Raw genomic sequence first — 23,624 nt, forward strand, 5'->3', positions numbered from 1 at the left:
TATGGTTAAATAGCTTTTATGAAGTGTTCAATGCTTTTGAACGTTTCTATATGGTCTGGCAATTTTTTAGTATCGATATCTTGAATTTGATACCCCAAAGTATAAAGTTTGGAATTGGGAGATTTATTCAATAGGGCTTTGAACTTTGTAAAGTATTCATCCAAATCATTTTTATTGGGCGATACTGTAAAATAAGTCACGAATCGGATGTTGTTGTAATATTTAATCAGGTCTTCCAAGCTATCTATAGGCATGGTCTGGCCCAAATAAATGGTTTTATAACCCCTGGATGCCAACTCGTAATTAATGTAAAGCAGTCCCAATTCATGAATTTCATTTTCGGGCAAAAAGAGAACAAATACTTGGTCGGAAATGGTAGGCTCTTCCATTTGGAGCTGCTCCGTATGGATATAAATTTTTTGTTTGATCAAGTTGGAGATAAAATGCTCGTGCGCCGGACTGATCGTGTTCGTTTGCCAGAGTAGTCCCAATTCCTCCAAAAGCGGAATAAAAACTTTGTTGAATATTTCCGTGAACGATTTATCACCTAACAGGCCATTATATGTTTTAAGAAAGAGCGATTGGTCAAAATTGATCATCGATAACTTAAATGAGTTCAAGGTGTGACTTTTTTCAGCTTTTTGAGCTACAATATCCTTGACCAAAGCTGGAATCTTTCCTTCTTCCAGCTTCGCTATTTTCGAAATTTTATAACCGTTGTTGTAAAGTAAGGTAACGTTCAACAGTTTTTGCAAACTGGTAAGGTTATAGGTGCGGATATTGGTGTCGGTTCTTTCTGGACTGAACAGATTATATCTCTTTTCCCAAATACGAATGGTATGGGCCTTTATCCCGGAAAGGTTCTCCATATCCCTAATACTGAACGATGTTTTTACGTTGTTCATCTTTTTAATGTAAACGTTAAACAAATTTACAATTTAAAAAATAGTGGCCTAGCTTTTTATCATAAATTTTAGAAGGTTATTTGGAATTCAGCACCTTAAGGATTGTGCATTTGGATTATTGTGAACGCTTTAATGATTTATATCGATTTTTTTCTTTTTTATTTCCGTATCGATGTATTTTACTACATATTATTAAACCTCACCATGATTAAAACGCTTGCCTCTTTATTCCTGTTTGTCTTTTGTATTGCACCTTGTCTTGCGCAGAATTTACATCAAGATACTTTTAATTTATTGATTATGGGAACAGAAGATTACAGACTTACCAAAGCTGTGGAATTTGTTGCCGATGAAATGGAAATCAATTTGGTTCAGATGGATGTATCGCTTAGCAGGAAAACTTTAGATAGTGTTGAGGCCCAAAATGCCCTGATGTGGAAAAGACTAGATCAAAAGTTACAGCTAAATGCCAAACAATTGTTTCGGAACAGGCTTTCTGAAGAAAATGAAAAAATAGCTTCCGCGGAAGCTATTTATAGAACCAATGACAAAGCAAAAAGACTCCGAAAGAAGATTGAAAACACCCACGTGGCGACCCAAGCCGAATTAGAAAAGAAAAGAGGGCCTTTTAGGTATGTTTTTACCATTTACAGTCTCGATAGTAATCATTCGGAAACAACCAAAAAACCTGAATTCCATGTGGTTGTGGATATAAAAGATATATCTTCGGAAGTGGAAAAACTATAAATTTAAACACTGACCAAATGAAAAGAAGGCTCACTTTAGGCTTGTTGGGACTGGGACCATTGACTTTAATTGCTGCCAAACTTCCATCTTTGGGCCATCCAATTATAGATGATTTAATCAAACGATGGAAAAAATCCAAGGACTACACTTTGGCTGTGTTGGATGCTATGCCGTCGCAAGAGCTCGAATTTCGACCTGCCATGGAACAAATGAGTTTTGCGCAGCACTTTATGCATTTGGGGTTTACGAACAATTCTTTTATTGGTATTCTGGTGGATTCCAAAACCTATCCAGATTTTGATGCGTTGATGGAGGCTGATTTTTTCTTGGATAGACCTGACCCTATTAACCTATTTCAACCAGATTATTTACAAAAACGGGAGCCAGACGAAAACAAAGCCTTGGTCGCTAACTATGTTTCTAATACGTTTGATTATGTAATTGCCAGTTTGGATAACGTTACCGATGAAAGCTTAACCTACGGGTTGGACAAAATTAAACCTTGGTATCTGGAAGGTCATACCAATTTAGATCTAATTCTAAGAGCAGAAAGTCATACAGCACACCATCGTGCGCAAGCTGTTGCCTATTTGCGAATGAATGGCGTTCGTCCTCCCGGATATTCAAAATTCAATACACTTTAGACTTAATTGTAGTACTGGTTGGGGTATAAAAAAACGCAATCCATTAAGATTGCGTTTTAAAAAGTGCCCACGACTGGAGTCGAACCAGCACGTCCTTACGAACACTACCCCCTCAAGGTAGCGTGTCTACCAATTCCACCACGTGGGCTTTGGCTCTTGTGAAAAATGAGATGAAATGCTCAAATTTCGGTTCGCAAAGATAATTTTTTTGTCCAAAACACAGTAAGCTATTCTTATTTTTAAAACTATTTGGTTGCTACGCGTGAATTTACCGAATACTGGACCATTTTCATTCATGGGATGACTATGGAATAAGAAAGCTACCCTTGTTTCTCCGTATGTTTTTTTATCTCATTATTTTAAAAAACAGTTGACTGCTATCAAAACCGTAAAACCGAGTGAATCATGTCTTCTTAGGTTACAATTCTTGTGGAGCCATTTGAGTGAGCTATCAACTTTTGATAAGATTTAATAAAGCGGACAATCTAATTTGAATTTGTATTAAAGCTGAATTATAAACTGTAATTTTGCATCCATGTTTTCAGTGTTGAATTTTATGGATAAGGAGTTGGGTCGATTGTTGTACAACCGACTCATGGAAACAGGAATGGGAGAGGAATGGGCCTCATATCTCAACTTGCTCATTTTGTTGGCAGGGATGTTGGTTTTGGTCATATTGCTGGATTTTCTGCTCTGGAAAATTTTACGGGCGGTGTCCATTAAGTTGGCCAAAAGTTCTAAAAACAACTTTGATAATTTTTTGGTGATGTACCGTGTGCCCCGCTATTTGGCACATGTGCTCCCCATGTTGATTTTTCTTAAGTTTATACCCGTTGCATTTGCCGATTTTGAGTACGCTGAAGGTGTCGCCGTAAAGATCATGAGCATTCTTTTTGTGCTTTTGATCCTTGTGATTTTCAGAAAAGTATTGCAAAGTATCAATGGCTACTTAAAAACACTTCCTCGATTTAAGGATAAACCCATAGACAGCTACGTACAGGTGTTTATGATTTTTGCCTGGTTCATTGGTATTCTAACCATTTTTGCGATTATCACCGAAACTACGGTCTGGAAGTTTGTTACAGCTTTGGGAGCAGCATCAGCGGTTGTGTTGTTGATTTTCAAGGATAGCATTTTGGGTTTGGTGGCCAGTATTCAGGTGACCATCAACGATATGGTACGAATCGGGGATTGGATCACTTTTGATAAATATGGTGCTGATGGGGATGTAGTTGAGATTTCTTTGGCCACGGTCAAGGTCCAGAATTTTGATAAGACCATCACCACTATTCCAACCTATGCCCTTATTTCAGATTCGTTCAAAAACTGGCGGGGAATGCAAGATTCGGGTGGTCGACGCATCAAAAGAGCATTGATTATTCGACAGCAAAGCATAAAATTCCTGACTTCGGAAGACATCAAGGCCTTGAACAAAATCCAGTTAATAAAATCCTATATGGATGTCAGGTCAGAACAAATCAACACCTACAATGCCGATAATCAAATAGATAAGTCATTATTGATCAATGGTCGAAACCTGACCAATTTTGGGGTGTTTAGAAAATATGTGACCAATTACCTGGAAAACCATTCGGCCATCAATAAAAAAATGACCTTGATGGTTCGTCAGTTAGAACCTACCACCCAAGGTATTCCCTTGGAAATTTATGCCTTCAGTTCCGATAAGCGTTGGGAAAACTACGAGTATGTAATGGCAGATATCTTCGACCATTTATTGGCCGCCCTGCCTTACTTTTCATTGGAAATTTTTGAGTTGCCAACCACAATTACAGTTGATGGCAAATAATTTTACAGAATTTTAATCTAAAGCAGCTGCCAATGCAATTTTAACCATGTCCTTAAAGGTTGTTTCACGGGCATGGGCAGAAAGACTTTCTTGGGTTACCAAAGAATCAGAAATGGTTAAAATAGTGAGGGCTTTTACATTGTATTTGGCGGCGATGGTATAGAGACCTGCCGTTTCCATTTCTACACAAAGTACTCCGTATTGTGCCCATAATTTGTATTCTTCTGGATCATCACTATAAAACTCATCTGAAGAAAGCACATTTCCAGCTTTTAAGGGAATGTTATGTTTTTGTGCGTAGTTTACGGCCTTGATGAACAGTTCAAAATTGGCAGTGGGCGAATAGTCCGAATTTATAAACCTGGAATTGTTGATGCCCGAAGTTGTGGATGCAGACATCGCCACAACCACATCGTTCAGACCAACTTCCTTTTGATAGGACCCCGCCGAACCAACCCTAATGATATTTTTCACGTCGTACTCATTGATCAATTCATGAAAATAGATCATGGCCGAAGGCATGCCCATACCACTGCCTTGTACTGAAACTTGTTGCCCTTTATAGGTTCCAGTGTATCCTAACATACCGCGAATTTTATTGTAGCAAACAGGGTTTTCCAAAAAGGTCTCTGCAATCCATTTAGCACGTAAAGGGTCACCTGGCATTAAGACGGTTTCTGCAATTTCCCCTTTTTTGGCTCCAATATGCGTGCTCATGTTTTAGTTTTATAGTAATGTTGGTCCTGAGGATGTGCCAATACGACTCACCCCAAGTTCAATATATCGGAGGGCCGTTGCCTTATCTTTAATCCCCCCAGATGCTTTAATCTTGGCTTTGTCGCCCACAATCCGTTTCATAAGTTGCACATCATCCAAAGTGGCACCTCCAGTACCAAAACCTGTAGAGGTCTTCACAAAATCGGCATTGGCTTCCACCGAAAGAGTGCAAGCTATTTCCTTTTCTGCACCGTTAAGGTAGCAGGTTTCAATGATTACTTTTAATATGGTATTGCCAATAGCTTCCTTAACCGTTTTTATTTCATTGCGAACGATATCGTAGTTCTTGGCTTTCAGCCATCCCACATTGATGACCATATCAATTTCATCTGCACCGTTTTTAACACAATCCACCGCCTCAAAAACTTTAGCTTCGGTGGACATGGCCCCCAAAGGAAACCCAATAACGGCGGCAACTTTTACATTACTTTCTTGCAAGGCTTGCTTGGCCAAAGAAACATAACATCCGTTCACACAAACCGCATAAAAACTATAGGTCATTGCTTCCTTGCATAGTTGTTCAATGTTGGCAGGTGTAGCAGTTGCCTTTAAGTTGGTATGATCGATAAAAGGGGCTAGGGACATTTTAATGATTGAAAAGTTGTTTCAATTTGAAAATGGCCAACATTTCTGCCCTGTTTTTTCCTGCGAAGGAATTGGCGATGGATTCTGCAGTTTCAAGAATCAATCCTTTTAATGTATCAGTGAATTTATCGGCATGTTCCAAGTAAAATTCCTTAAACTCATCAAAATATTCTTCGGCATTTTTTTCTTCTTCTTGTAGCCAATCAAAAACTATTTCTATTTGATATGCGGCATCTGTATGGAATTCATCCTCTAAACCATCAACATCCAGCCAATATTTACGTACATATTGCCGTAATCTTGTAACCTCTGCCGGTTTAACTTCATTATCGGCCATGGCAACGGCATAGAACAATTTTCCAAGGCTTTGATAAAATTCGTTGCCTATTTTTTCTGAGTTCAACATGATCTTTAGGTTTTATCTTATAAATTTAAGACTATTCCGAATGGTTTTAAATGATTTTTCTCAACTGTTCACCAGATGGTTCATAATGGTACCGTCTTCCATTTGAATGATTCGGTCAGTTCGGTTGGCAAAATCTTCATCATGGGTGACCACTAAAAGTGACAATCCCTGTTGCTCTTTTAAATTTTTAAAAATAGTGAACACATTTTCGGAATTATGACTGTCCAAGTTGCCCGTAGGTTCATCGCCCATTAATATGGAGGGGTCGTTGATGAGGGCTCGAGCAATGGCCACGCGTTGTTTCTCACCTCCTGAAATTCGCGATGCTTTTTGGTGCGCTAAATGGCCTATGTGCAACATTTCAAGCTTTTGAAGGGCATTCCGTTGAATTTCGGATTGAGATTTTTCTGCTAGTTTTTTGGCCGGTAACATCACGTTTTCAATCACACTGAATTCAGAAAGTAAATAGTGGAACTGAAACACAAATCCGATATTCTTGTTGCGGATGCGGGATAGTTCCCGTTGCGACCTTCCAGTCACCATTTGGTTGTTGAGGTACAATTCGCCCGTATAGTCTGTATCCATAGTGGAGAGAATATAGAGCAAAGTGGATTTGCCAGAACCCGATTTGCCCATAATGGTAGCAAATTCCCCTTTTTTAACACTAAAAGATATATCCTTGAGCACATGGAAATCCTTGGGCTTGTGAAAATGCTTGTTGATATGTTTTGCTTCTAAAACTAAGTCCATAGCTGTGCTAAGTGCCCCGAATAATTTTAACAGGGTCTATTTTTTTTGCTTTGTTGGAGGGTAAATACCCGGCAATAAATGTTGAAATAAGCGCAAAGGCAATCCCAATAATATAATAGTTGGGATTAAAATTGACAGGATAGGTGGTGATGGTGGGCAGGGCTTCCGTTTCAAATGGAGCATTATCGATGAGGTGTGATAACCCAAACCCAATCAATAATCCAAAGAGGCCACCAAACAGCCCAATGATCATGGCTTGAGCCATAAAAATATACTGGACGTCTTTACCAGAGAACCCTGTGGCCTTTAAAATGGCGATATCCTTCATTTTTTCATAAATCAGCATGTTCAAAATGTTGTAGATGCCAAAGCCTGCCACAATCAATAGCGTAATGGAAACTGCATAGGTGATCAAGTTTCTAATGTTGGAACCGGTTTCAAATTGAGCATTGGCCTCATTAATGTCCACGGCCTTTATATGGAATTGCTTTTCCAAGCTCCTGGCCATGGATTCTGATTCGGCAATGTTCAATAATTTAATGTTGATGTCCGTTACGTAGTTTTCCGCTTCCCCTAAAATTCGCTGTACCGTATTTAGGTTGGCAAAACTTTGGATATTATCTATCTCAGCAATACCACTTTGGTAAATGCCCACAATTTTTAAAGGAAAAACATTTCCTTCAACGGTGCTAATTTGCACTCGGTCACCAACAGAAAGTGACATTTTTTTGGCAAGGCCCGCACCCAATAAAATACCATTGGTGTTGTTTTTAAGGGCTTTGGGAGACCCTTCGACAATATTATCTTGAATATTGGATAATCTCACCTCTTCCATAATATCTACTCCGATAAGATTGCCCCCTAGCTCTATGGAGCCCGATAAATAAAAAATTTGTGCCCGAAGTTGTGGTGTCGCCCCTCGAACGTTAGGATGTTTTTTTAGATAGCTCAAAATGGGCAGGGCATTGTGAATTTTTTGCTGATTTAGTTTGGGCTTGATGGAATGTACAACATGTAAGGCTTCCGAAAAACCTTGATACCGTGAAATAGGTTGGATAGGGGAGGGCCTAATTTCATTGTACATATGAATATGTGGGGTCTGGTTCAGCACCAAATCATCAAGCATGGCATTCAAACCCGTCATAAAACTGACCAATGTAATATAGGCCCCAATGCCAAAGGTCACTCCCAAAGTGGCCGTGACGGTGGATTTCATCTTTGTCAGTAGGTGGGTTTTGGCAATGCCCAATATAATGCTCCAATTGATCATGGCTCGGGTTTATAAATGGCAGTTTTCTCATCCAGCCCATCGAGTACCTCTACCAGGCCTAAATTTTGTAACCCTATGGTTATGGTTGTTTCTCCATCATCTGTCAACACCTTGGAATCGCCAATTAGATATTCCTTTGGAATGGTAAGGGTCTCCTCTTTTTGTGAAATAACAATATTTCCTTCACCGGACAAACCGGGGTATAAAATACTTGGGGGTGATTTAAATAAAGCTTCCACCAAAAAAGTTTGGGAACGTTCATCCTTTCTAGGGTAGATTTTATCCAAAGTAGCCTCAAAAACTTGATTGTTGTAGGAGTCGAGCGTTAAGAATACTTGTTGTCCAATTTTAAGTTTTACAATATCCACTTCGTCCACTAAAAGTTCAATGATGAATTCTTCAGTTTTGCCCAACGCAGCAACAGGCTCTTGTGTGTTGATGATTTCACCTGGATTTTTGTAAATGGCATAAACGGTTCCGTTAATTTTACTCGTAATGGTAAAGTCGCCAGAATTGGTCAAAGAGGTTTTATAATTGTTTTCCGATTGTTTAAGCTGGGTTTCGAGCTCGTTTTTGGTTTGGGTGTATTTGCTTTTAAGTAAGTTCAGGTTGCTACGGGATAACTCGTAGGCCAGTTGTTTGGAATCGTATTCCACCTTGGATCCAATATTTTGGTCCCAAAGGTTCTTTTGTCTGAAGTAATTGATGGAATCGTTGTTCAATTTCAGTGTAGCGGCTCTAATTTCATCTTGAATGCTAGAGAGAACCGCCGCCCTTCCTTCATAATTTTCACGGGCCAGTTGTAACGCCAATTGCGCATTTTGCACGTTGAGTTCAGGTGATGTATTGGTGATTTGAAGAATCGGGTCACCTTTTTTAACAGAATCCCCCTCCTCTACCCAGACATTATCCAGAATACCCAAAACTTTGGAATAGGCTTGGTACAAACTATCAGGCTGTACCGTAGCCGATGCATATACCGATTCGGTAAGAGGCATTTTGGTAGGGTAGGTTTTCACCGTATCGTCTTTGCATGAAAATAACATGGAGCAAACACAAACGATTACTATGGAATATTTCATTGGAGTAGTAAATAGTGCCTTCAAATTACCAATAAAAACTGATTTGGAACATGAGTTTGGTCATTATCTCGGGCCCGGAGCGAAAGTTATTAACTTTTTGCATTTTAAAGGGTTATGCTGACGGATGTCATTGTTTATTTGGTTTTCGGCCACTTCCTTTGCATCAAAAAGCTAATGATACTTTCTGCCGTAATATTGTTAGTTGTACTCCTGGTCCTTTGGCTATTGCTTATTCCAATACAGGTTTTTATCGACACCGATTCAAACAAGTATTTTGCGCGGTTAAGGGGCTTGGCAAAGGCGAGTTTTGAACCCGACGAGAAAGAGCTTTTAAGGGTGCGTTTAAAAGTCCTTTTTTATGAACGCTGTTTTTACCCATTAACAAAATCCATCGATCAAAAAAAACAATCCGAAAAAAACAAAGCCAAGCGAAAACGGAAAGTGAGTTTTAAAAAAATGCTTCAGCTTTTGAAGTCGTTCGAGGTAAAACAATTTGATTTGGATATAGACACGGGCGATTATGTGGCCAATGCAAAAATATATCCTGTTTTTGTGTTGCTCAACCAATTTGTGGCTTCCTTTCATATCAATTTTGAAGATAGAAACAGACTGGTGCTGGATATTCGGAACAGACCTTATAGGATGTTGAAATCATTGTTTAATCATTAAAAATTAAGGTCATGGAATTACATTTTGAAGAATTACTGAACAAGGTTACAGACTTTATTAAGTCTGAGGCCAAAACAGAAACCATTGTCGGAGAACCCTTTGAGTTGGGTGAATTTAAGTGTGTGCCCGTTATTAAAGTAGGTATGGGCTTTGGCTCCGGAGGAGGCGAAGGAATTGAAGGAAAAACCCGAAAAGGAGAAGGAGCTGGAGCCGGAGCAGGTATCGGTATTCAACCTATCGGATTTTTAGTGACCAAGGGTGAAGAAATCTCATTTTTGGAAGCTGGTAAAACCCACGGATTGGCAGCTGCATTTGAAAAAGTACCCGATTTAATCGAGCGATTGGTTAAGGAACGTAACAGACACGAAGAAGTTGTGAGTTAATTTGTACTTTGATAGTTGTTGGAAAACAAAACCCTTCAAATTGAATTTTGAAGGGTTTTTATATTTCTTGAAAGGAGGTAATATGCAATTATTGTCGGCAAGCACAAAAACCTCTATTACTGAATAGTTCTCAGTAATTAAAAAATGCAGACCAACCGAATAGATTTCAAAATGACCTGATTTCCTTTATTTGAACTTCAAGGCCATTGAAATTTTTGATAACAAACTTATTCAAAGGTTGAGGTATCCATAAAAAACAACAATATAAAATGGGAATATATTAGGATTACCCCTCTATTTTTAAAAATCAATTCTTAAATTTCTTGCTTAGGATATATCGCCGTTTAAAAACCGCTTAATCCTTGAACCAATATTATTCTGGCAGAAGAACTAAAAATAAACGAATTCCCATGAAGCACTCCCCAATCTTTTTTTTATGCTGTGCTTTGATTTTTGCCTTTGGTTGCGGAGAGGTTAGCGGAGTCAAAACCTTAAGGTTGGCCCATGGTTTGGATATTAATCATTCCGTTCATAGGGCCATGGTGAAAATGGGAGAGGACATCGATAGCATTTCCAAAGGAAAAGTGACAATGGAAATTTATCCCAATCAGCAATTGGGCACTGAACGTGAAATATTGGAATTGATCCAACTTGGCAGTTTGGACATGACCAAAGTGTCGGTAGCAACTTTGGAGAATTTTGCCCCAAAGACCAGGATATTGGGATTGCCCTATCTCTTTGAAACCAGGGAGCATGCTTTTAAAGTGCTCGATGGACCTATTGGCCAAAGCTTATTGAATGATGCGGAACAATATCGATTGAAGGGTTTGGGGTATTACGATGCCGGGTTTAGAAGTTTTTACACCGAACACCATCCTGTAAGTACGCCTGAAGATTTACTAGGCTTAAAAATAAGGGTAATGGAAAGTGTGACGGCCATAAATATGGTCAAAAGCCTTGGTGGGTCGCCCACACCCATTTCATGGGGAGAGCTCTATACCTCCTTGCAACAAGGGGTGGTAGATGGAGCAGAGAACAATCCCCCCAGTTTTTACCTTTCAAAGCACTATGAGGTATGCCCTTATTATTCGTTGGATGAGCATACGTTCTCGCCCGATGTTTTGATTGTTGGCACCCAATTTTGGGAGAAGCTTTCAGAGCAGGAGCAAGGATGGGTGCAAGAAGCGGTAAAAAGATCATTGGAGTATCAAAGAAAATTGTGGGCGGTATCGGAAGCAGAGGCAATTGAACAAGTTCGGAAAGCAGGAGTGGAAATTTCATATCCCGATAAAGCCCCATTTATAAAAATGACACAGGAAATGTACCGGGCCTTTGAAGATGAGCCAGTATTAAACACTATGATCCAAGAAATTAAATCATTGGCAAACGAATGAAATTGAAAAAAACATTGGAGGGTATTTTAGGGCATATACTCGTGTTGCTCATGACCTTTATGGTCTTAAATGTCCTTTGGCAAGTATTCAGTAGGTATGTGATAGGGGAACCAAGTGCATTTACGGATGAACTTGCCCGATTTTTGATGATTTGGCTGGGATTGTTGGGGGCAGCTTATGTGTCAGGCAAAAATGGACATGTATCCATTGACGTGCTCGCCAAAAGAGCTAGTCCAAAAAATCAGAAAGTATTGAAAAGGGTGGTGTCGGGTTGTATCATTCTGTTCTGTTTGGCCACAATGGTAACGGGAGGGGGTTGGTTGGTCTATACCACTTTTGAACTTAAACAGCTTTCCCCGGCATTGGGAATCCCCTTGGCGTATGTGTATCTGGTGATTCCCTTGAGTGGAATGATCGTGATTTACAATAAAATTTTTGAAATAATTTCGAATTGAATTTTATGGAATATATACCCTTACTGGTTTTGATCATCAGTTTTGTTGGGCTTTTGGCCATCGGTACCCCCGTGGCTTGGAGCATCGCTATCTCGTCCATGTTAACCTTATTGGTCAGTGTTCCGACTTTGCCTGCATTGGCCACCATATCACAGCGCATGGCCACAGGCTTGGATAGTTTTGCATTGCTGGCCATTCCATTTTTTATATTGTCAGGAGAATTGATGAACCAAGGCGGAATTGCCCACCGATTGATAGCTTTTGCCAAAACATTGGTCGGTGCTTTGCCGGGAGGACTCGCCTTGATCAATATTATATCGGCTATGTTCATGGGCGCTATAGCAGGGTCGGCTATGGCCTCTGCTTCTGCCATGGGCAGCATTTTGGGCCCGGAAATGGAAAAGGAAGGTTACGACAAAGGATTTTCTGCCGCCGTTAACATTACCTCTGCCACTACAGGACTGGTCATTCCTCCGAGCAACATTTTGATTGTATATTCCTTGGCAAGTGGAGGGGCATCCATTGCCGCACTTTTCCTGGCCGGATATATCCCTGGGTTGATCACTGGTGTTTTACTGATGTTGGTCGCCATATTGTGGGCCAAAAAGAAGGGGTACGGTACGGGGCAACGTAGCACCTTAAAGCAGGTTTTTAAAACGTTTGTTGATGCTGTTCCAAGTTTATTTCTGTTGGTTCTAGTGATTGGAGGTATTGTGGCGGGTATATTTACCGCTACCGAAGCTTCGGCCATTGCAGTACTCTATAGTTTAATATTGGGTTTTGTCTATAAACAGATAACGATTAAAAAACTACCTAATATCTTTTTGAATGCTTCGGCGACCACCGCTATTGTTATGTTGTTGATTGCGGCTTCCATGAGCATGTCTTGGGCACTTTCCTTTGAACATATACCGCAGGAAATCAGTTCAGGACTTTTGTCCATGACCGATAATAAGATAGCCCTCTTGCTCATTATAAATATTATATTACTCATGGTGGGAATTTTTATGGACATCACCCCGGCTGTGCTCATATTTACCCCTATATTTTTGCCTATCGTAACGAAATTAGGGATAGATCCGGTTCATTTTGGTATCATCATGATATTGAACCTCTGTATTGGATTGTGCACCCCCCCTGTGGGATCCGTACTCTTTGTAGGGGTAGGGGTCGCCAAAACATCCATTGAGAAAGTGGTAAAGCCATTGTTGCCCCTGTTTGTGGCCATGATCTTGGCATTGTTTCTGATCACATACATTCCGGAATTAACACTTTGGCTCCCAAGTCTGTTTGGGCTATAATCTTTTTAAAAATAAAATCTTGACTAATGACACATAAAATGAATAAACTAAAATTAGGGACCTTGGCACTTCTACTGTGTTGGGGATGTGCTGAAGTGCCCAAGGATGACACACCATGGGTTAATTTGACTACCGGAACGCTCAATGGATGGACCCAAAAGGGGGGGGAGGCCAATTATACCATAAAAGACAATACAATCATTGGTTCCACGGTGCACAATACGCCCAATTCCTTTTTGACAACAAATAAAATGTACGACGATTTTATCTTGGAACTGGAATACAAAGTAGATTCTTCTATGAATTCAGGAATTCAAATACGAAGTAATAGCTTTCCCTATTATCAAAATGGAAGGGTGCATGGCTACCAGATTGAAATTGATCCATCGGACAGAGCTTGGAGTGCAGGAATTTATGATGAAGGTCGAAGAGGGTGGCTCGTTACTTTAGATAATAATCCAGAGGCTCAAAAAGCTTTCAAACAGAATGATTGGAACCACTACCGCATAGAGGCCATTGGAGATACGATCCAAACCTGGATCAATGGAGTGCCTGCCGCCCATTTGATAGATGACAAAACTGCAAGTGGTTTTATTGCCCTTCAGGTGCACAGCATCGGTGATGAGCAAAAAGAAGGAACTGAGATTGCATGGAAAAATGTCAAAATTCTGACAGACAATCTTTCAAAATATAATAAAGAAATGCCCTTGCCCCCAGTAGTGACCAAAAATCAGCTAACTAGTGATGAGGCAAAAAATGGATGGAAATTATTATGGGACGGGGAAACCACAGACGGATGGCGTGGAGCCCGACTGGATGATTTTCCGGAAAAAGGCTGGGAGATTAAGGATGGTATATTGACCGTTTTGTCCACAGGAGGAGAAGAATCAACTGCTGGTGGGGATATTGTTACAACAGATGTATACGGAGATTTTGAACTGAAGGTAGATTTTAAATTGACGGAAGGTGCCAATAGCGGTATTAAATACTACGTCAACACAGATTTAAACAAGGGCCCTGGTTCGTCCATAGGTTTGGAATATCAAATTTTGGATGATGAAAGGCATCCAGATGCCAAATTAGGAAATCATGAAGGTAGTCGAACCGTAACCTCATTGTACGATCTTATACAAGCAGATGTCAATAAACCCATTAATCCTATTGGAGAATGGAACACGGCACACATCATTTCAAAGGACAACCATGTGGAACACTGGCTCAATGGCATGAAGGTTTTGGAATACGAACGAGGCAGCGAGGCATATCGTAAACTGGTCTCCGAAAGCAAGTATGTTAAATGGCCCAATTTTGGGGAGGCGCCCAATGGTCCTATCCTATTGCAAGATCACGGTGATAGGGTAAGCTTCAAGAACATAAAGATAAAACCTATTAAAAAACAGTAAGTCATGACCACAAGACGCGATTTTATTAAAAAAACAACTACAGGTACTGCTGCCGTTACCTTGGGAAGTATAGTGTTTCCCTCTTGGGCCGATGCCCGGATATTGGGCGCGAACGATCATATCAACTGTGCGGTAATCGGTGTAAGGAGCAGAGCCAAGGCGCATGTGTTGGCGATTCATCAAGATGCCAATGCCAAGATTTTATACAGTTGTGATGTGGATGATACTATATTGGAAGAACACAATGGCTGGTGCCAAGAACACATTGGGTATGTTCCGAAGGTAGAAAAGGATTTTCGGAGGATTTTAGAAGATAAGGACGTGGATGCCATTTTTATTGCCACTCCCGAACATTGGCATGCCCCTATGGCCATTATGGGACTTCAGGCTGGCAAACATGTTTATGTGGAGAAGCCATGTAGTCACAATCCTTTTGAAAATGATTTGTTGGTTGCTGCCCAAAAGAAATATGGAAAAAAAGTTCAGATGGGTAACCAACAGCGATCAGCTAAAACATCCATGTCAGCCATAATGGACATCAAAAATGGTGTGATTGGAGAGGTTTTTAAAGGAGAAGCTTATTATTCCAATAATCGCGGTTCCATTGGTAACGGAAAATTTATCGAAGTACCTAAAACCTTAAATTGGGATATGTGGCAAGGTCCAGCACCTCGTGAAAATTATCGCGATAATGTACATCCATATAATTGGCATTGGTTCCGTAACTGGGGTACTGGCGAGATACATAATAACGGCACCCACGAGATAGATATTTGTAGATGGGCTTTGGGTGTGGATTTGCCCAAAACAGTCACAGCGTTTGGAGGAAAATATACTTTTGATGACGATTGGGAATTTCCGGACAACCAACAAGTGACATATACATTTCCAGAGGATAAATATATCACCTGGACTTCTCATAGCCGAGGCATTATGAAACCAGAGCGACCTGGAAGAGGAGTGACCATTTATGGAAGTAAAGGCGTAATAGAACTGAGCAGAAATTTTTACAAGTTGTACGATTTGGGAGGTAACCCTATTAAAATTGAGTTCGAAAAAGAACTCAGCGCCACTACGAATACCCAAGGTATTGGTGGGCTGGATGTGGATCATATAGCTAATTTTTTCAGTGCAATCCGAGAAGATCAATCTTTGAATTCGGATATCAGTGATGCAAGTATTTCCACAATGCTGTGCCATTTGGGAAATATGGCCCACGATGCCGGACATACCATTGAGGTGGATACCAAAACAGCCAAGGTATTGAACAGTGAAAAGGCAATGAAAAGCTGGAAAAGGGAGTACGAAAATGGCTGGGAACCCAAACTTTAACAAGTTTTATTAAATCATTTTTAATAGTCTTTAATACACCTATTTATCTCAATTCATCAAAACTCATTTCGTCTGAGTATTTTGTCTACACATTCAAGTTGAAAAAGTTGTTTTTCTGAGTTTCGAGTAATAAACGTTATGATGCTTACGACCTATTTCAACCAGTCAGTCTTTGTTAAAATTTTCAAAGAATACAAAATCTAAGTGTAATGCATTTTTAATATTCCTCAGGTAGCAAGGTTTGAATTGTAATGTCGTCCATTAAAACCTAATGAAAATAGCGGAGCATAATTTTATGCTCCGCTATTGAATTAATACGCTAAACTACTGTTGTTTAACGATATTATTTTTTAAGGGATTGCTCAAATTCCTTTGTTGTGTAGACATGACTGGCAACAAATCTATAATTGATCTCTGCAGCTACATTGTCATAATATCCTGGCGCCACCGCTGAAGCTGTTGCATCAACCACTACTGCTACTTCAAAGCCATCTTCAAGAAGTTCCCTTAAGTGTGATTCTACACATAGATTACCAGACATACCGGCCAAGACAATCTTATCAATCTTTCGTTTTCACAATTGAGGGCTAAGATTCTTTTGTTCTGGACCATACACCTTATGGGGTCCCACAACGGTTACAAAATCCTTTGTTAATGTATTTTTTGTACCTGGGAAACCAATTTGCTCCAGACCTCTCGAAGCCCTTATTGTTTAATTGATCCCCGAGGTCAAACATACCAACTTTTTGAAAAGAACGAGTGCCAACCGTACTATCGTTATCCCTTTACCGGCGAATAGCATTAATTCTTATAGACTTTATCCAAGAAGTTGTAACGAGCATCACTGGATGCTTTTGTTAATTCACTTTCTGTATTGATGACCATTACAGGAGGATTGTTGTCGTTTGGCTTGGCCGCATCCCAAGCAGGAAGTTCTTTCCCGTTGGGATCACCTGTAATGATGAAATTTGCAAAAAATTGTTGCATGGTCTTGGAAGCTTTATAGTCATCGGCGGTCCAGGCATAGTCATCAACTAAGTGCAGATTGCCCATGGCATATTCTATTTCAGCAGCATGCGGTGCTCCAATGGGCTCGGGCATTTTAGGTGCATTGGAATCCCTTGCAATGGTACCTCCAGCTAGTCCTGAAGCCAAATTTTGGTCGCGCAAAGGGGGACGTATTTTGCTGTATAAATAGCGATATACAGGTTGATCTGAGTTTTTACGGTGAAGGTCGAACCATTTCCATGTACTGTAAGCGATAAAGTTATCGGATGCTAGATTGGTTGCCGCCCATTCCACTTCTTCGGGTGTACCGTGGGGATAAAGTGCTAAAACCTCTTCATGTTTATCTGGGTAACCTTGTTTTACCTTTTCAATAAAGGCCTCTTTGGTGATAGGACCTTGTGTAAATGCCATACCAGGTATTTCTGCCGAGTTCCAGCCCACTAATAAAGGCACTTGAGCCTGATCTTGAGAAGCAAAAATCTCAGGTAATGTTTTTGGTAAAAAATAACCATCAATCACCATGGGAAAGCCAAAACGTTTGGAGTCATTGTACTTTTCGTAGATTTCCTGTGTACTAAGTTTTCTTAGTTCACTAATGCTCTTTACGCCAATGCTTTCAAGAAACTGTACGCCTTGTTTCTCCGCTTCCTTTAAGCTCACAGGAGCCATTGTTGGGGATATAGCTGCGCCACTTTCACCGATTGCTCCCGCAATAAGGTTTTTTGAAAGGGGAGAGGCCATTTGTACACTCACCCCAATAGATCCAGCAGACTCTCCTGCAATGGTCACTTTTTCAGGATTGCCACCAAATGCAGCAATATTGTCCTGTACCCACTTGAGGGCCATGTTCTGATCTAACTGACCATAATTGCCAGATGCTTTGTAGGGAGCTTCTGAAGACAATTCCGGATGTGCCAAATTTCCAAAAATGTTCAAACGATAATTGGTGGTCACCACTACAATACCCTTTTTTGCCATACTCTCACCATCGTATCTGTATTCGGAGGCATCTCCCGCAACATTACCTCCGCCGTAAAAATAAACCAATACGGGAAGGTTTTTTTCATTATGCTTTGCAGGTGTCCATACATTGAGATAAAGACAATCCTCGCTTAACCCATTGGACCTTGACTTCATATCCCCGAATACCATGGCCTGCATGGGTCTTGGCCCAAATTCCTTGACCTCTTTTACTCCATCCCAGGCTTCCAAAGGTTGCGGGGCTTTCCATCGCAATTCACCCACTGGGGGTTTTGCAAAGGGTATTCCAAAGTACTTTTGGATGCCTGTATGCGTATCGTACAGTCCTTCGAGAATTCCGTTTTCAAGCGCTACTTGAACTGGGAATCCATTAGAGTTCTGTGCCTTGGTCGTTAGACTTAGGCATAACAGAACCAATAAATTGACAGCTAATTTTTTCATTGTGCAGTTGTTTAATTCTTATTGTAACATTTTGTTACAATAATACTTTGTTTTTACGACTTTTCATGCTTTATTTACAAAAAAACCAATTTTGGACACTGACAAACATTCACACGGACCTAAAAAAGAAGACTATCTTTCCCATATTGCATTTGATTGCGTCATATTTGGCTTCAATGGAGAGGAGTTGAAAATTTTGGTTTTGGAATACCAGAACACAGGCTTATTTGCCCTGCCGGGAGGATTTGTGAAACGAAACGAAAGTCTGGAGGAAGCGGTCACCAAGGGTGTTGTCGAGCGCACAGGAATTGATAACCTCTACTTGGAACAGTTCCATACTTTTGGAGGACTCCATCGCTTTGATTCCAATGCGATGCAGCGCATATTGGAATTGAACGGGTTGGATATTCAGGAACATGAATGGTTGTTGGACCGATTTATATCCATTGCATATTATGCTTTAATCAATTTTGAAGATGTACGACCGGTTGCAGATGCCTTTGCAGACAGTATTGATTGGTATTCATTGGACCGACTCCCGCCATTGATGATGGATCATGATGTCATTGTAAAAAGGGCGCTATCCACACTACGTGTAAATCTAGATAGAAAATTGTTGGGTATGAATCTGCTTCCAGCAAAATTTACTATGCAAGAATTACAAAGTGTGTATGAGAATATAATGGGGGAGTCTCTAAAACGCACAGCTTTTCAACGTAAGATGCTAGCAACAAATGCTTTGATACGTCATGAAAAAAGGTTCGCAGGAGGGGCTCATAGAGCTCCATATCTCTATAGTTTTAAAACGAAGTTCAGGAATACGTCTAATTAGAGCTTAAAGAATAACTATAAACTGCTGATTTAATATTTACCTTGAATAGCAGATAATCAGCTTATAGGGTAAAAAACGCAAAATCCTGTATATCTATTGATGTACAGGATTTTGATATTAAATGGTTTTTTTAAGTGACCTGGCTGGGGCTCGAACCCAGGACCCTCTCCTTAAAAGGGAGATGCTCTACCAACTGAGCTACCAGGTCAAAATTTAAGCGCCTAGCTGTTTGGCTAAGCGGGTGCAAATATAACATCAATAATTTATTTTCCAAGGTGAATTAATGATAAATTTGTGTTTTTTTGAAAACGATTAAAAATGGTATAAATGAAATTAGTTTTAATGGGATACATGGCGAGCGGAAAGTCAACAGTTGGAAAGTTGTTAGCCAGTGAATTAGGAGTGCGCTTTGTCGATTTGGATGATTATATCGAAGCATCAGAAAAAAAATCCATAAAAACTATATTTTCTGAAAAAGGGGAAATCTTTTTTCGAAAATTGGAGCATCAAATGCTTTTGGAGTTACTCGAAAAAGAAGAATCTTTGGTCTTATCAACCGGTGGAGGTACCCCATGTTATGCCAATAATATAGAAATGATCCTCGAGAAATCGGATTGCTCGGTATATTTAGGGATGACCATTCCGCAATTGGTCAATAGAATTTCCAAAGAAAAAGAACACCGTCCTTTGGTCAAGAACATTCCTAACAAAGATTTACCAGAATTTATAGGAAAGCATCTTTTTGAGAGGGTTCCTTTTTATACCCAAGCAAAATTTACTTTAGATGGTAGTGCAGCCCCTCAAGATGTGGTAGCCGAAATCAAAAGTTTACTCTAGATAAACCGCATTGTTCTTTCTTTCAAAAGCTACCTTAATGTGCTCGTTGAGCGATGTGGAAAGTGAGATTCCTTTAAAATCGGCCTTAATGGGGTATCTTTTATGGTTCCGGTTCACCAATACAGCCGTTTTAAGCTGTTTTATGGGCGTTTTTAGAAAATGATGCGTGCCATAAATCAATGTGGTGCCAGAATTGAGCACATCATCAATCAAAACAATTGATTTGTTCTCGTATTTTTCGGGACCAATTGAAGTTTTTACACCACTTTCCAAAGGGTCACTTTTGTTCATGTCCACCCTACACAAAATAATTTGGGCATCGGTAATTTTTTTAAGGACATCGACAATTTTTTTAGCAAAGTCCACACCACCACCATTAATACCTGCAACCACAATTTCTTTTTCCTCTACATTGGTTTCATAAATCTGGTACGCGATGCGCTTGGTAATATGTTGGATCTGGTCGTGGTTTAGAATACGGTTCATCATGTTATGGAAATTGTTTCAAAGATATAAAACAGATCATTCAGCATCATCCAAAAAATCATCTATATCCCTGCGGTCCTTTTTAGTGGGTCGTCCAAGTCCTTTTTTTCGGTAATGTTTTTTGGCGTATTGCAACAAATCGTTGTGTTCAAAAGCTTCTTTAGGCGTTGTGTCCTTTCGGTAAATATCCACCAATTTGGCCCCAACTCGACTCTCGGGAAGTTCCAAAACCGTTAATTGGTAATCAATTTGATTTTTGCGAAGCACAATATTGTCCATCGGATAAACCTCGCGCGAAGGCTTTACAACACTCTCGTTCACCCTAACCTGCCCTTTTTTTACAGCATTGGAGGCCAGATTGCGTGTTTTAAAGTACCGAGTGCACCAAAGGTATTTATCTATTCGCATGGTCTTCGCAAATCTTTGTTAACGTACGGAACAAAAATAATGGAAAATTGTATCTTGCGCGCCTAAATAACACACTGGATGAAGTACAGATTAATTGTATTATTGGTATTTGGAATAATTTTTTTTTCCTGTAAGAAGGATGATGATGAAATAATAACAGTGCCACCAAGTTTATTGGGCGATGTTGCTCCCGAAGACGATGAAAAAATCAAAGAGTTTTTAAACACCCACTTTTACAATTACGAGGATTTTGATGTGGTAACAATGCCTGAAGGATTCGATTATAAAATTGTAATCGATACCATTGCCGGTGAAAATGCGGACAAAACTCCAATGATGGAATTTGCCGAAGCCATAACCTTAAACGTATCCAACACTCATTTAGGTCTGAGTGCCGAAGAAGAAAATATTCCTCATACCTATTATTTTATTGATGTACTGTCTGGTGCAGGAGGAAGTCCAACCTATGCCGATTCTACTTTGGTAAGGTACCAAGGTTCTTCATTGGATGGCACCTTGTTCGATGAAAGTCAAGATTTTCTTTGGCAGGAACTTCCTTCAACCTACCGTGGCTACGGCGATGGTATTTCCCGCATGAACGCTGGTACCGAACAAAACATTGTGGATAATCCTGATGGTTCTTATGAAATTACCGATAGAGGTATTGCCATTATTGTGATGCCCTCTGGATTGGCAGCATTTAACAGACCCGTTGGCGCTGCGGGCACGTATGCCCCAGTATTGTTTAAGGTGGAATTGGGATTGTTTGTAGAGAATACTGATAGTGATAATGACGGTATTCCTTCCATTCAGGAAGATTTGAACAATAACAGATTTTTGCTGGATGATAACACAGATGCCGATACCGAACCTAGAACAGTTCCTGCAACGCCTAATTTTAGGGATGCAGATGATGATGGAGACGGTGTTTCAACACGAAGTGAAATAACCGATGAGAACGGGAACATAATATTCCCTTATCCAGATTCGAATGGGGATGGAATTCCAGATTACTTAGATCCAGATGTATTCTAAAAAATAAAGTCAAAAACAAAAAAGCCCCGACTTACTGTCGGGGCTTTTTTTATGGAACTACTTTTTGATTAAAGCATAAGCGATAATGCAAAAATTACTTGTGATGGTCTAGAATCTACTCGACCAGAAACATTGGTAATATTTTCACCAATAAATTCAGCTTCGTTTTTAGAAAAACCTCTTTCGTAGCGCACATCCAAACCAAGTCGGCCAAGATTAACACCAACCCCGGCATTTAAGCCAACGGTGAAGTCGTTTTCCACATCTTCTACATCCAAGTCACCCAATTTATTGCTTAGGGTGTATTGGAAAGCAGGACCCGCAAATACATGTAAAGGGCCAATCACCTTCAATCCCAATAATACTGGCATATCCAATTTGGACACATCATAATCTTGGGAGTCGCCATCTACCTCGTACTCACTTTTGGTTTTGGAATACACCAATTCAGGTCGAAGATAAATTGTTTCAAAATCTAGTTTTCCGAATACCCCAATGTGGTATCCGGCTTTTCCTTTGGCCCCTTCGATAATATCAGAACCACCGTCGCCGACGGTATTGATAAGGTCACCATTTTTGTTGTAGGATAATCCAGCCTTTACTCCAAAGCCAGAACCGCTCTGTGCAAATGCAGTGGCGCCAATAAAAGCAAAAGCCACCACGAGAAGCGTTTTTTTCATAAGTGTTGTTTTAGGGTTAAAATATCTCCAATGAGATACTGAAACTATTTTCGTTTCAACACTTTTAAAACGGCTGCTTCTATGGCTTTATTGTTTAATCCGTACTTCTCCATTAATTGTTCTGGGGTACCACTTTCACCGAAAGTATCTTTGGTGGCCACAAATTCTTGAGGGGCAGGGTAGTGCGATGCCAATACACCAGCAACACTTTCTCCAAGTCCACCTAAATAATTGTGTTCTTCTGCAGTAACCACACATCCGGTCTTTTTCACAGAGGCCAAAATAGCTTCTTCATCCAATGGTTTAATAGTGTGAATGTTGATTACTTCAGCAGAGATACCTTGGTTCTCCAAACTTTCTGCGGCAATCAAAGCTTCCCATACCAAGTGACCTGTTGCTATAATGGTCACATCGGTACCTTCGTTCAGCATAACAGCTTTACCAATTTCAAATTTTTGGTCCACTGGGGTAAAGTTGGCCACTTTTGGTCTACCAAAACGTAGGTAAACAGGACCATGGTGCTCAGCAATCGCAATAGTGGCTGCTTTGGTCTGGTTAAAATCACATGGGTTGATTACGGTCATGCCCGGAAGCATTTTCATCAAACCGATATCTTCCAAAATCTGGTGGGTAGCACCATCTTCACCAAGCGTTAAACCTGCGTGGGAAGCACATATTTTTACGTTTTTATCAGAATAAGCGATAGACTGACGAATTTGGTCGTACACACGGCCTGTTGCAAAGTTGGCAAAAGTAGAGGCAAATGGAATTTTACCACCAATGGTCAAACCAGCAGCAATACCCATCATATTAGCTTCGGCGATTCCGGTTTGAAAGAAACGTTCTGGGCTTTCTTCAATAAAAGTTTCAATCTTTAGAGATCCCACCAAGTCGGCGCACAATGCTACTACATTCGGATTGGTTCTCCCTAGTTCAGTCATTCCCGCACCATATCCGCTACGGGTATCTTGTTTTCCTTGATCTGTATATTTGGTCATTGTTTCTG

General features: G+C 40.1%; 26 protein-coding genes and 2 tRNA genes. 13 read left to right on the plus strand and 15 right to left on the minus strand.

Annotated elements, in window-relative coordinates; genetic code table 11:
• Positions 1-5 precede the first annotated feature (5 nt).
• On the minus strand, positions 6-905 hold the full coding sequence (locus tag ABT310_RS10765; RefSeq protein ID WP_375323898.1) for a MerR family transcriptional regulator: 900 nt from the start codon (positions 903-905) through the stop codon (positions 6-8).
• 300 nt (positions 906-1,205) lie between these two features.
• Here ABT310_RS10765 and ABT310_RS10770 point away from each other — a divergent pair, with 300 nt between their 5' ends.
• Positions 1,206-1,652: a hypothetical protein gene (locus tag ABT310_RS10770; RefSeq protein ID WP_375323899.1), complete on the plus strand. Its 447-nt coding sequence runs from the start codon at positions 1,206-1,208 to the stop codon at positions 1,650-1,652.
• A 17-nt stretch (positions 1,653-1,669) separates the two neighbouring features.
• Positions 1,670-2,296, plus strand: coding sequence for a DinB family protein (locus ABT310_RS10775; RefSeq protein WP_375323900.1), 627 nt, complete (start codon positions 1,670-1,672; stop codon positions 2,294-2,296).
• 64 nt (positions 2,297-2,360) lie between these two features.
• On the opposite strand, the gene ABT310_RS10780 is transcribed toward ABT310_RS10775, so the two are convergent.
• Positions 2,361-2,444, minus strand: a tRNA-Leu gene (locus ABT310_RS10780).
• 387 nt (positions 2,445-2,831) lie between these two features.
• Between ABT310_RS10780 and ABT310_RS10785 the strand changes: the two genes are divergently transcribed.
• Positions 2,832-4,103 (plus strand): mechanosensitive ion channel family protein, encoded by a 1,272-nt coding sequence (locus tag ABT310_RS10785; protein WP_375323901.1) that lies wholly within the window; start codon positions 2,832-2,834, stop codon positions 4,101-4,103.
• 12 nt (positions 4,104-4,115) lie between these two features.
• On the opposite strand, the gene deoD is transcribed toward ABT310_RS10785, so the two are convergent.
• From deoD to ABT310_RS10815, 6 genes are read right to left on the minus strand one after another with little or no spacing between them, the layout of a single operon-like run.
• Positions 4,116-4,820, minus strand: coding sequence for a purine-nucleoside phosphorylase (gene deoD, locus ABT310_RS10790; RefSeq protein ID WP_375323902.1), 705 nt, complete (start codon positions 4,818-4,820; stop codon positions 4,116-4,118).
• 9 nt (positions 4,821-4,829) lie between these two features.
• Entirely contained in the window at positions 4,830-5,465 is a 636-nt protein-coding gene (deoC, locus tag ABT310_RS10795) for a deoxyribose-phosphate aldolase (RefSeq protein ID WP_375323903.1), read from the minus strand.
• Between the two features lies 1 nt (position 5,466).
• The gene (locus tag ABT310_RS10800) at positions 5,467-5,871 is read right to left on the minus strand and encodes a hypothetical protein (protein WP_375323904.1); all 405 of its coding nucleotides are present in this window, start codon (positions 5,869-5,871) and stop codon (positions 5,467-5,469) included.
• Between the two features lie 60 nt (positions 5,872-5,931).
• Positions 5,932-6,621, minus strand: a complete 690-nt coding sequence (locus ABT310_RS10805) for an ABC transporter ATP-binding protein (RefSeq protein WP_375323905.1) — start codon at positions 6,619-6,621, stop codon at positions 5,932-5,934.
• 7 nt (positions 6,622-6,628) lie between these two features.
• A complete protein-coding gene (locus tag ABT310_RS10810) occupies positions 6,629-7,891 on the minus strand; it encodes an ABC transporter permease (RefSeq protein ID WP_375323906.1) in 1,263 nt (420 codons plus the stop codon).
• Positions 7,888-8,973, minus strand: a complete 1,086-nt coding sequence (locus tag ABT310_RS10815; protein WP_375323907.1) for an efflux RND transporter periplasmic adaptor subunit — start codon at positions 8,971-8,973, stop codon at positions 7,888-7,890. Before ABT310_RS10815 ends, ABT310_RS10810 begins: the two co-directional genes overlap by 4 nt.
• A gap of 195 nt (positions 8,974-9,168) precedes the next feature.
• Here ABT310_RS10815 and ABT310_RS10820 point away from each other — a divergent pair, with 195 nt between their 5' ends.
• The 7 genes from ABT310_RS10820 to ABT310_RS10850 all read left to right on the plus strand — a co-directional run bounded on the left by ABT310_RS10820 (position 9,169) and on the right by ABT310_RS10850 (position 15,910).
• Positions 9,169-9,642: a hypothetical protein gene (locus tag ABT310_RS10820; protein WP_375323908.1), complete on the plus strand. Its 474-nt coding sequence runs from the start codon at positions 9,169-9,171 to the stop codon at positions 9,640-9,642.
• 11 nt (positions 9,643-9,653) lie between these two features.
• Positions 9,654-10,025 (plus strand): GerW family sporulation protein, encoded by a 372-nt coding sequence (locus ABT310_RS10825; protein ID WP_375323909.1) that lies wholly within the window; start codon positions 9,654-9,656, stop codon positions 10,023-10,025.
• Between the two features lie 410 nt (positions 10,026-10,435).
• Positions 10,436-11,419: a TRAP transporter substrate-binding protein gene (locus tag ABT310_RS10830; protein WP_375323910.1), complete on the plus strand. Its 984-nt coding sequence runs from the start codon at positions 10,436-10,438 to the stop codon at positions 11,417-11,419.
• Positions 11,416-11,874 (plus strand): TRAP transporter small permease, encoded by a 459-nt coding sequence (locus tag ABT310_RS10835; RefSeq protein WP_375323911.1) that lies wholly within the window; start codon positions 11,416-11,418, stop codon positions 11,872-11,874. The genes ABT310_RS10830 and ABT310_RS10835 overlap by 4 nt, the downstream gene beginning before the upstream one ends.
• 5 nt (positions 11,875-11,879) lie before the next feature.
• Positions 11,880-13,175, plus strand: a complete 1,296-nt coding sequence (locus tag ABT310_RS10840) for a TRAP transporter large permease (protein ID WP_375323912.1) — start codon at positions 11,880-11,882, stop codon at positions 13,173-13,175.
• Positions 13,176-13,213: 38 nt separating this feature from the next.
• Complete coding sequence (locus tag ABT310_RS10845) at positions 13,214-14,578, plus strand: DUF1080 domain-containing protein (RefSeq protein WP_375323913.1); 1,365 nt, start codon at positions 13,214-13,216, stop codon at positions 14,576-14,578.
• A gap of 3 nt (positions 14,579-14,581) precedes the next feature.
• Positions 14,582-15,910, plus strand: coding sequence for a Gfo/Idh/MocA family oxidoreductase (locus ABT310_RS10850; RefSeq protein WP_375323914.1), 1,329 nt, complete (start codon positions 14,582-14,584; stop codon positions 15,908-15,910).
• A gap of 343 nt (positions 15,911-16,253) precedes the next feature.
• Here ABT310_RS10850 and ABT310_RS10855 read toward each other — a convergent pair whose 3' ends face one another.
• Positions 16,254-16,475 carry an isochorismatase family protein gene (locus ABT310_RS10855; RefSeq protein WP_375326175.1) on the minus strand — a complete coding sequence of 74 codons (222 nt, stop codon included), beginning with the start codon at positions 16,473-16,475 and terminating at the stop codon, positions 16,254-16,256.
• A 236-nt stretch (positions 16,476-16,711) separates the two neighbouring features.
• Positions 16,712-18,340, minus strand: a complete 1,629-nt coding sequence (locus ABT310_RS10860) for a carboxylesterase/lipase family protein (protein ID WP_375323915.1) — start codon at positions 18,338-18,340, stop codon at positions 16,712-16,714.
• A 91-nt stretch (positions 18,341-18,431) separates the two neighbouring features.
• Here ABT310_RS10860 and ABT310_RS10865 point away from each other — a divergent pair, with 91 nt between their 5' ends.
• The gene (locus ABT310_RS10865; protein ID WP_375323916.1) at positions 18,432-19,172 is read left to right on the plus strand and encodes an NUDIX domain-containing protein; all 741 of its coding nucleotides are present in this window, start codon (positions 18,432-18,434) and stop codon (positions 19,170-19,172) included.
• Between the two features lie 135 nt (positions 19,173-19,307).
• Here the strand turns inward: ABT310_RS10865 and ABT310_RS10870 are convergent.
• A tRNA-Lys gene (locus ABT310_RS10870) sits at positions 19,308-19,380 on the minus strand.
• Positions 19,381-19,499: 119 nt separating this feature from the next.
• On the opposite strand from ABT310_RS10870, the gene ABT310_RS10875 reads away from it, so the two are divergent.
• Positions 19,500-20,009, plus strand: a complete 510-nt coding sequence (locus ABT310_RS10875; RefSeq protein ID WP_375323917.1) for a shikimate kinase — start codon at positions 19,500-19,502, stop codon at positions 20,007-20,009.
• Here ABT310_RS10875 and ABT310_RS10880 read toward each other — a convergent pair.
• Both ABT310_RS10880 and ABT310_RS10885 read right to left on the minus strand, forming a co-directional pair.
• Positions 20,001-20,498, minus strand: coding sequence for a phosphoribosyltransferase family protein (locus ABT310_RS10880; RefSeq protein WP_375323918.1), 498 nt, complete (start codon positions 20,496-20,498; stop codon positions 20,001-20,003). The two genes, ABT310_RS10875 and ABT310_RS10880, sit on opposite strands and share 9 nt — an antisense overlap.
• A 33-nt stretch (positions 20,499-20,531) precedes the next feature.
• Positions 20,532-20,903 carry an RNA-binding S4 domain-containing protein gene (locus ABT310_RS10885; protein WP_375323919.1) on the minus strand — a complete coding sequence of 124 codons (372 nt, stop codon included), beginning with the start codon at positions 20,901-20,903 and terminating at the stop codon, positions 20,532-20,534.
• Positions 20,904-20,981: 78 nt separating this feature from the next.
• Here ABT310_RS10885 and ABT310_RS10890 point away from each other — a divergent pair, with 78 nt between their 5' ends.
• Positions 20,982-21,938 carry an FKBP-type peptidyl-prolyl cis-trans isomerase gene (locus ABT310_RS10890; RefSeq protein ID WP_375323920.1) on the plus strand — a complete coding sequence of 319 codons (957 nt, stop codon included), beginning with the start codon at positions 20,982-20,984 and terminating at the stop codon, positions 21,936-21,938.
• Between the two features lie 68 nt (positions 21,939-22,006).
• Here the strand turns inward: ABT310_RS10890 and ABT310_RS10895 are convergent, their stop codons facing one another.
• Positions 22,007-22,618, minus strand: a complete 612-nt coding sequence (locus ABT310_RS10895) for a porin family protein (protein WP_375323921.1) — start codon at positions 22,616-22,618, stop codon at positions 22,007-22,009.
• Between the two features lie 44 nt (positions 22,619-22,662).
• Positions 22,663-23,616, minus strand: coding sequence for a transketolase family protein (locus ABT310_RS10900; RefSeq protein WP_375323922.1), 954 nt, complete (start codon positions 23,614-23,616; stop codon positions 22,663-22,665).
• Positions 23,617-23,624 lie beyond the last annotated feature (8 nt).

The sequence above is a fragment of the Flagellimonas cixiensis genome (genome assembly GCF_042134615.1).
Classification (GTDB): Bacteria; Bacteroidota; Bacteroidia; order Flavobacteriales; family Flavobacteriaceae; genus Flagellimonas; species Flagellimonas cixiensis.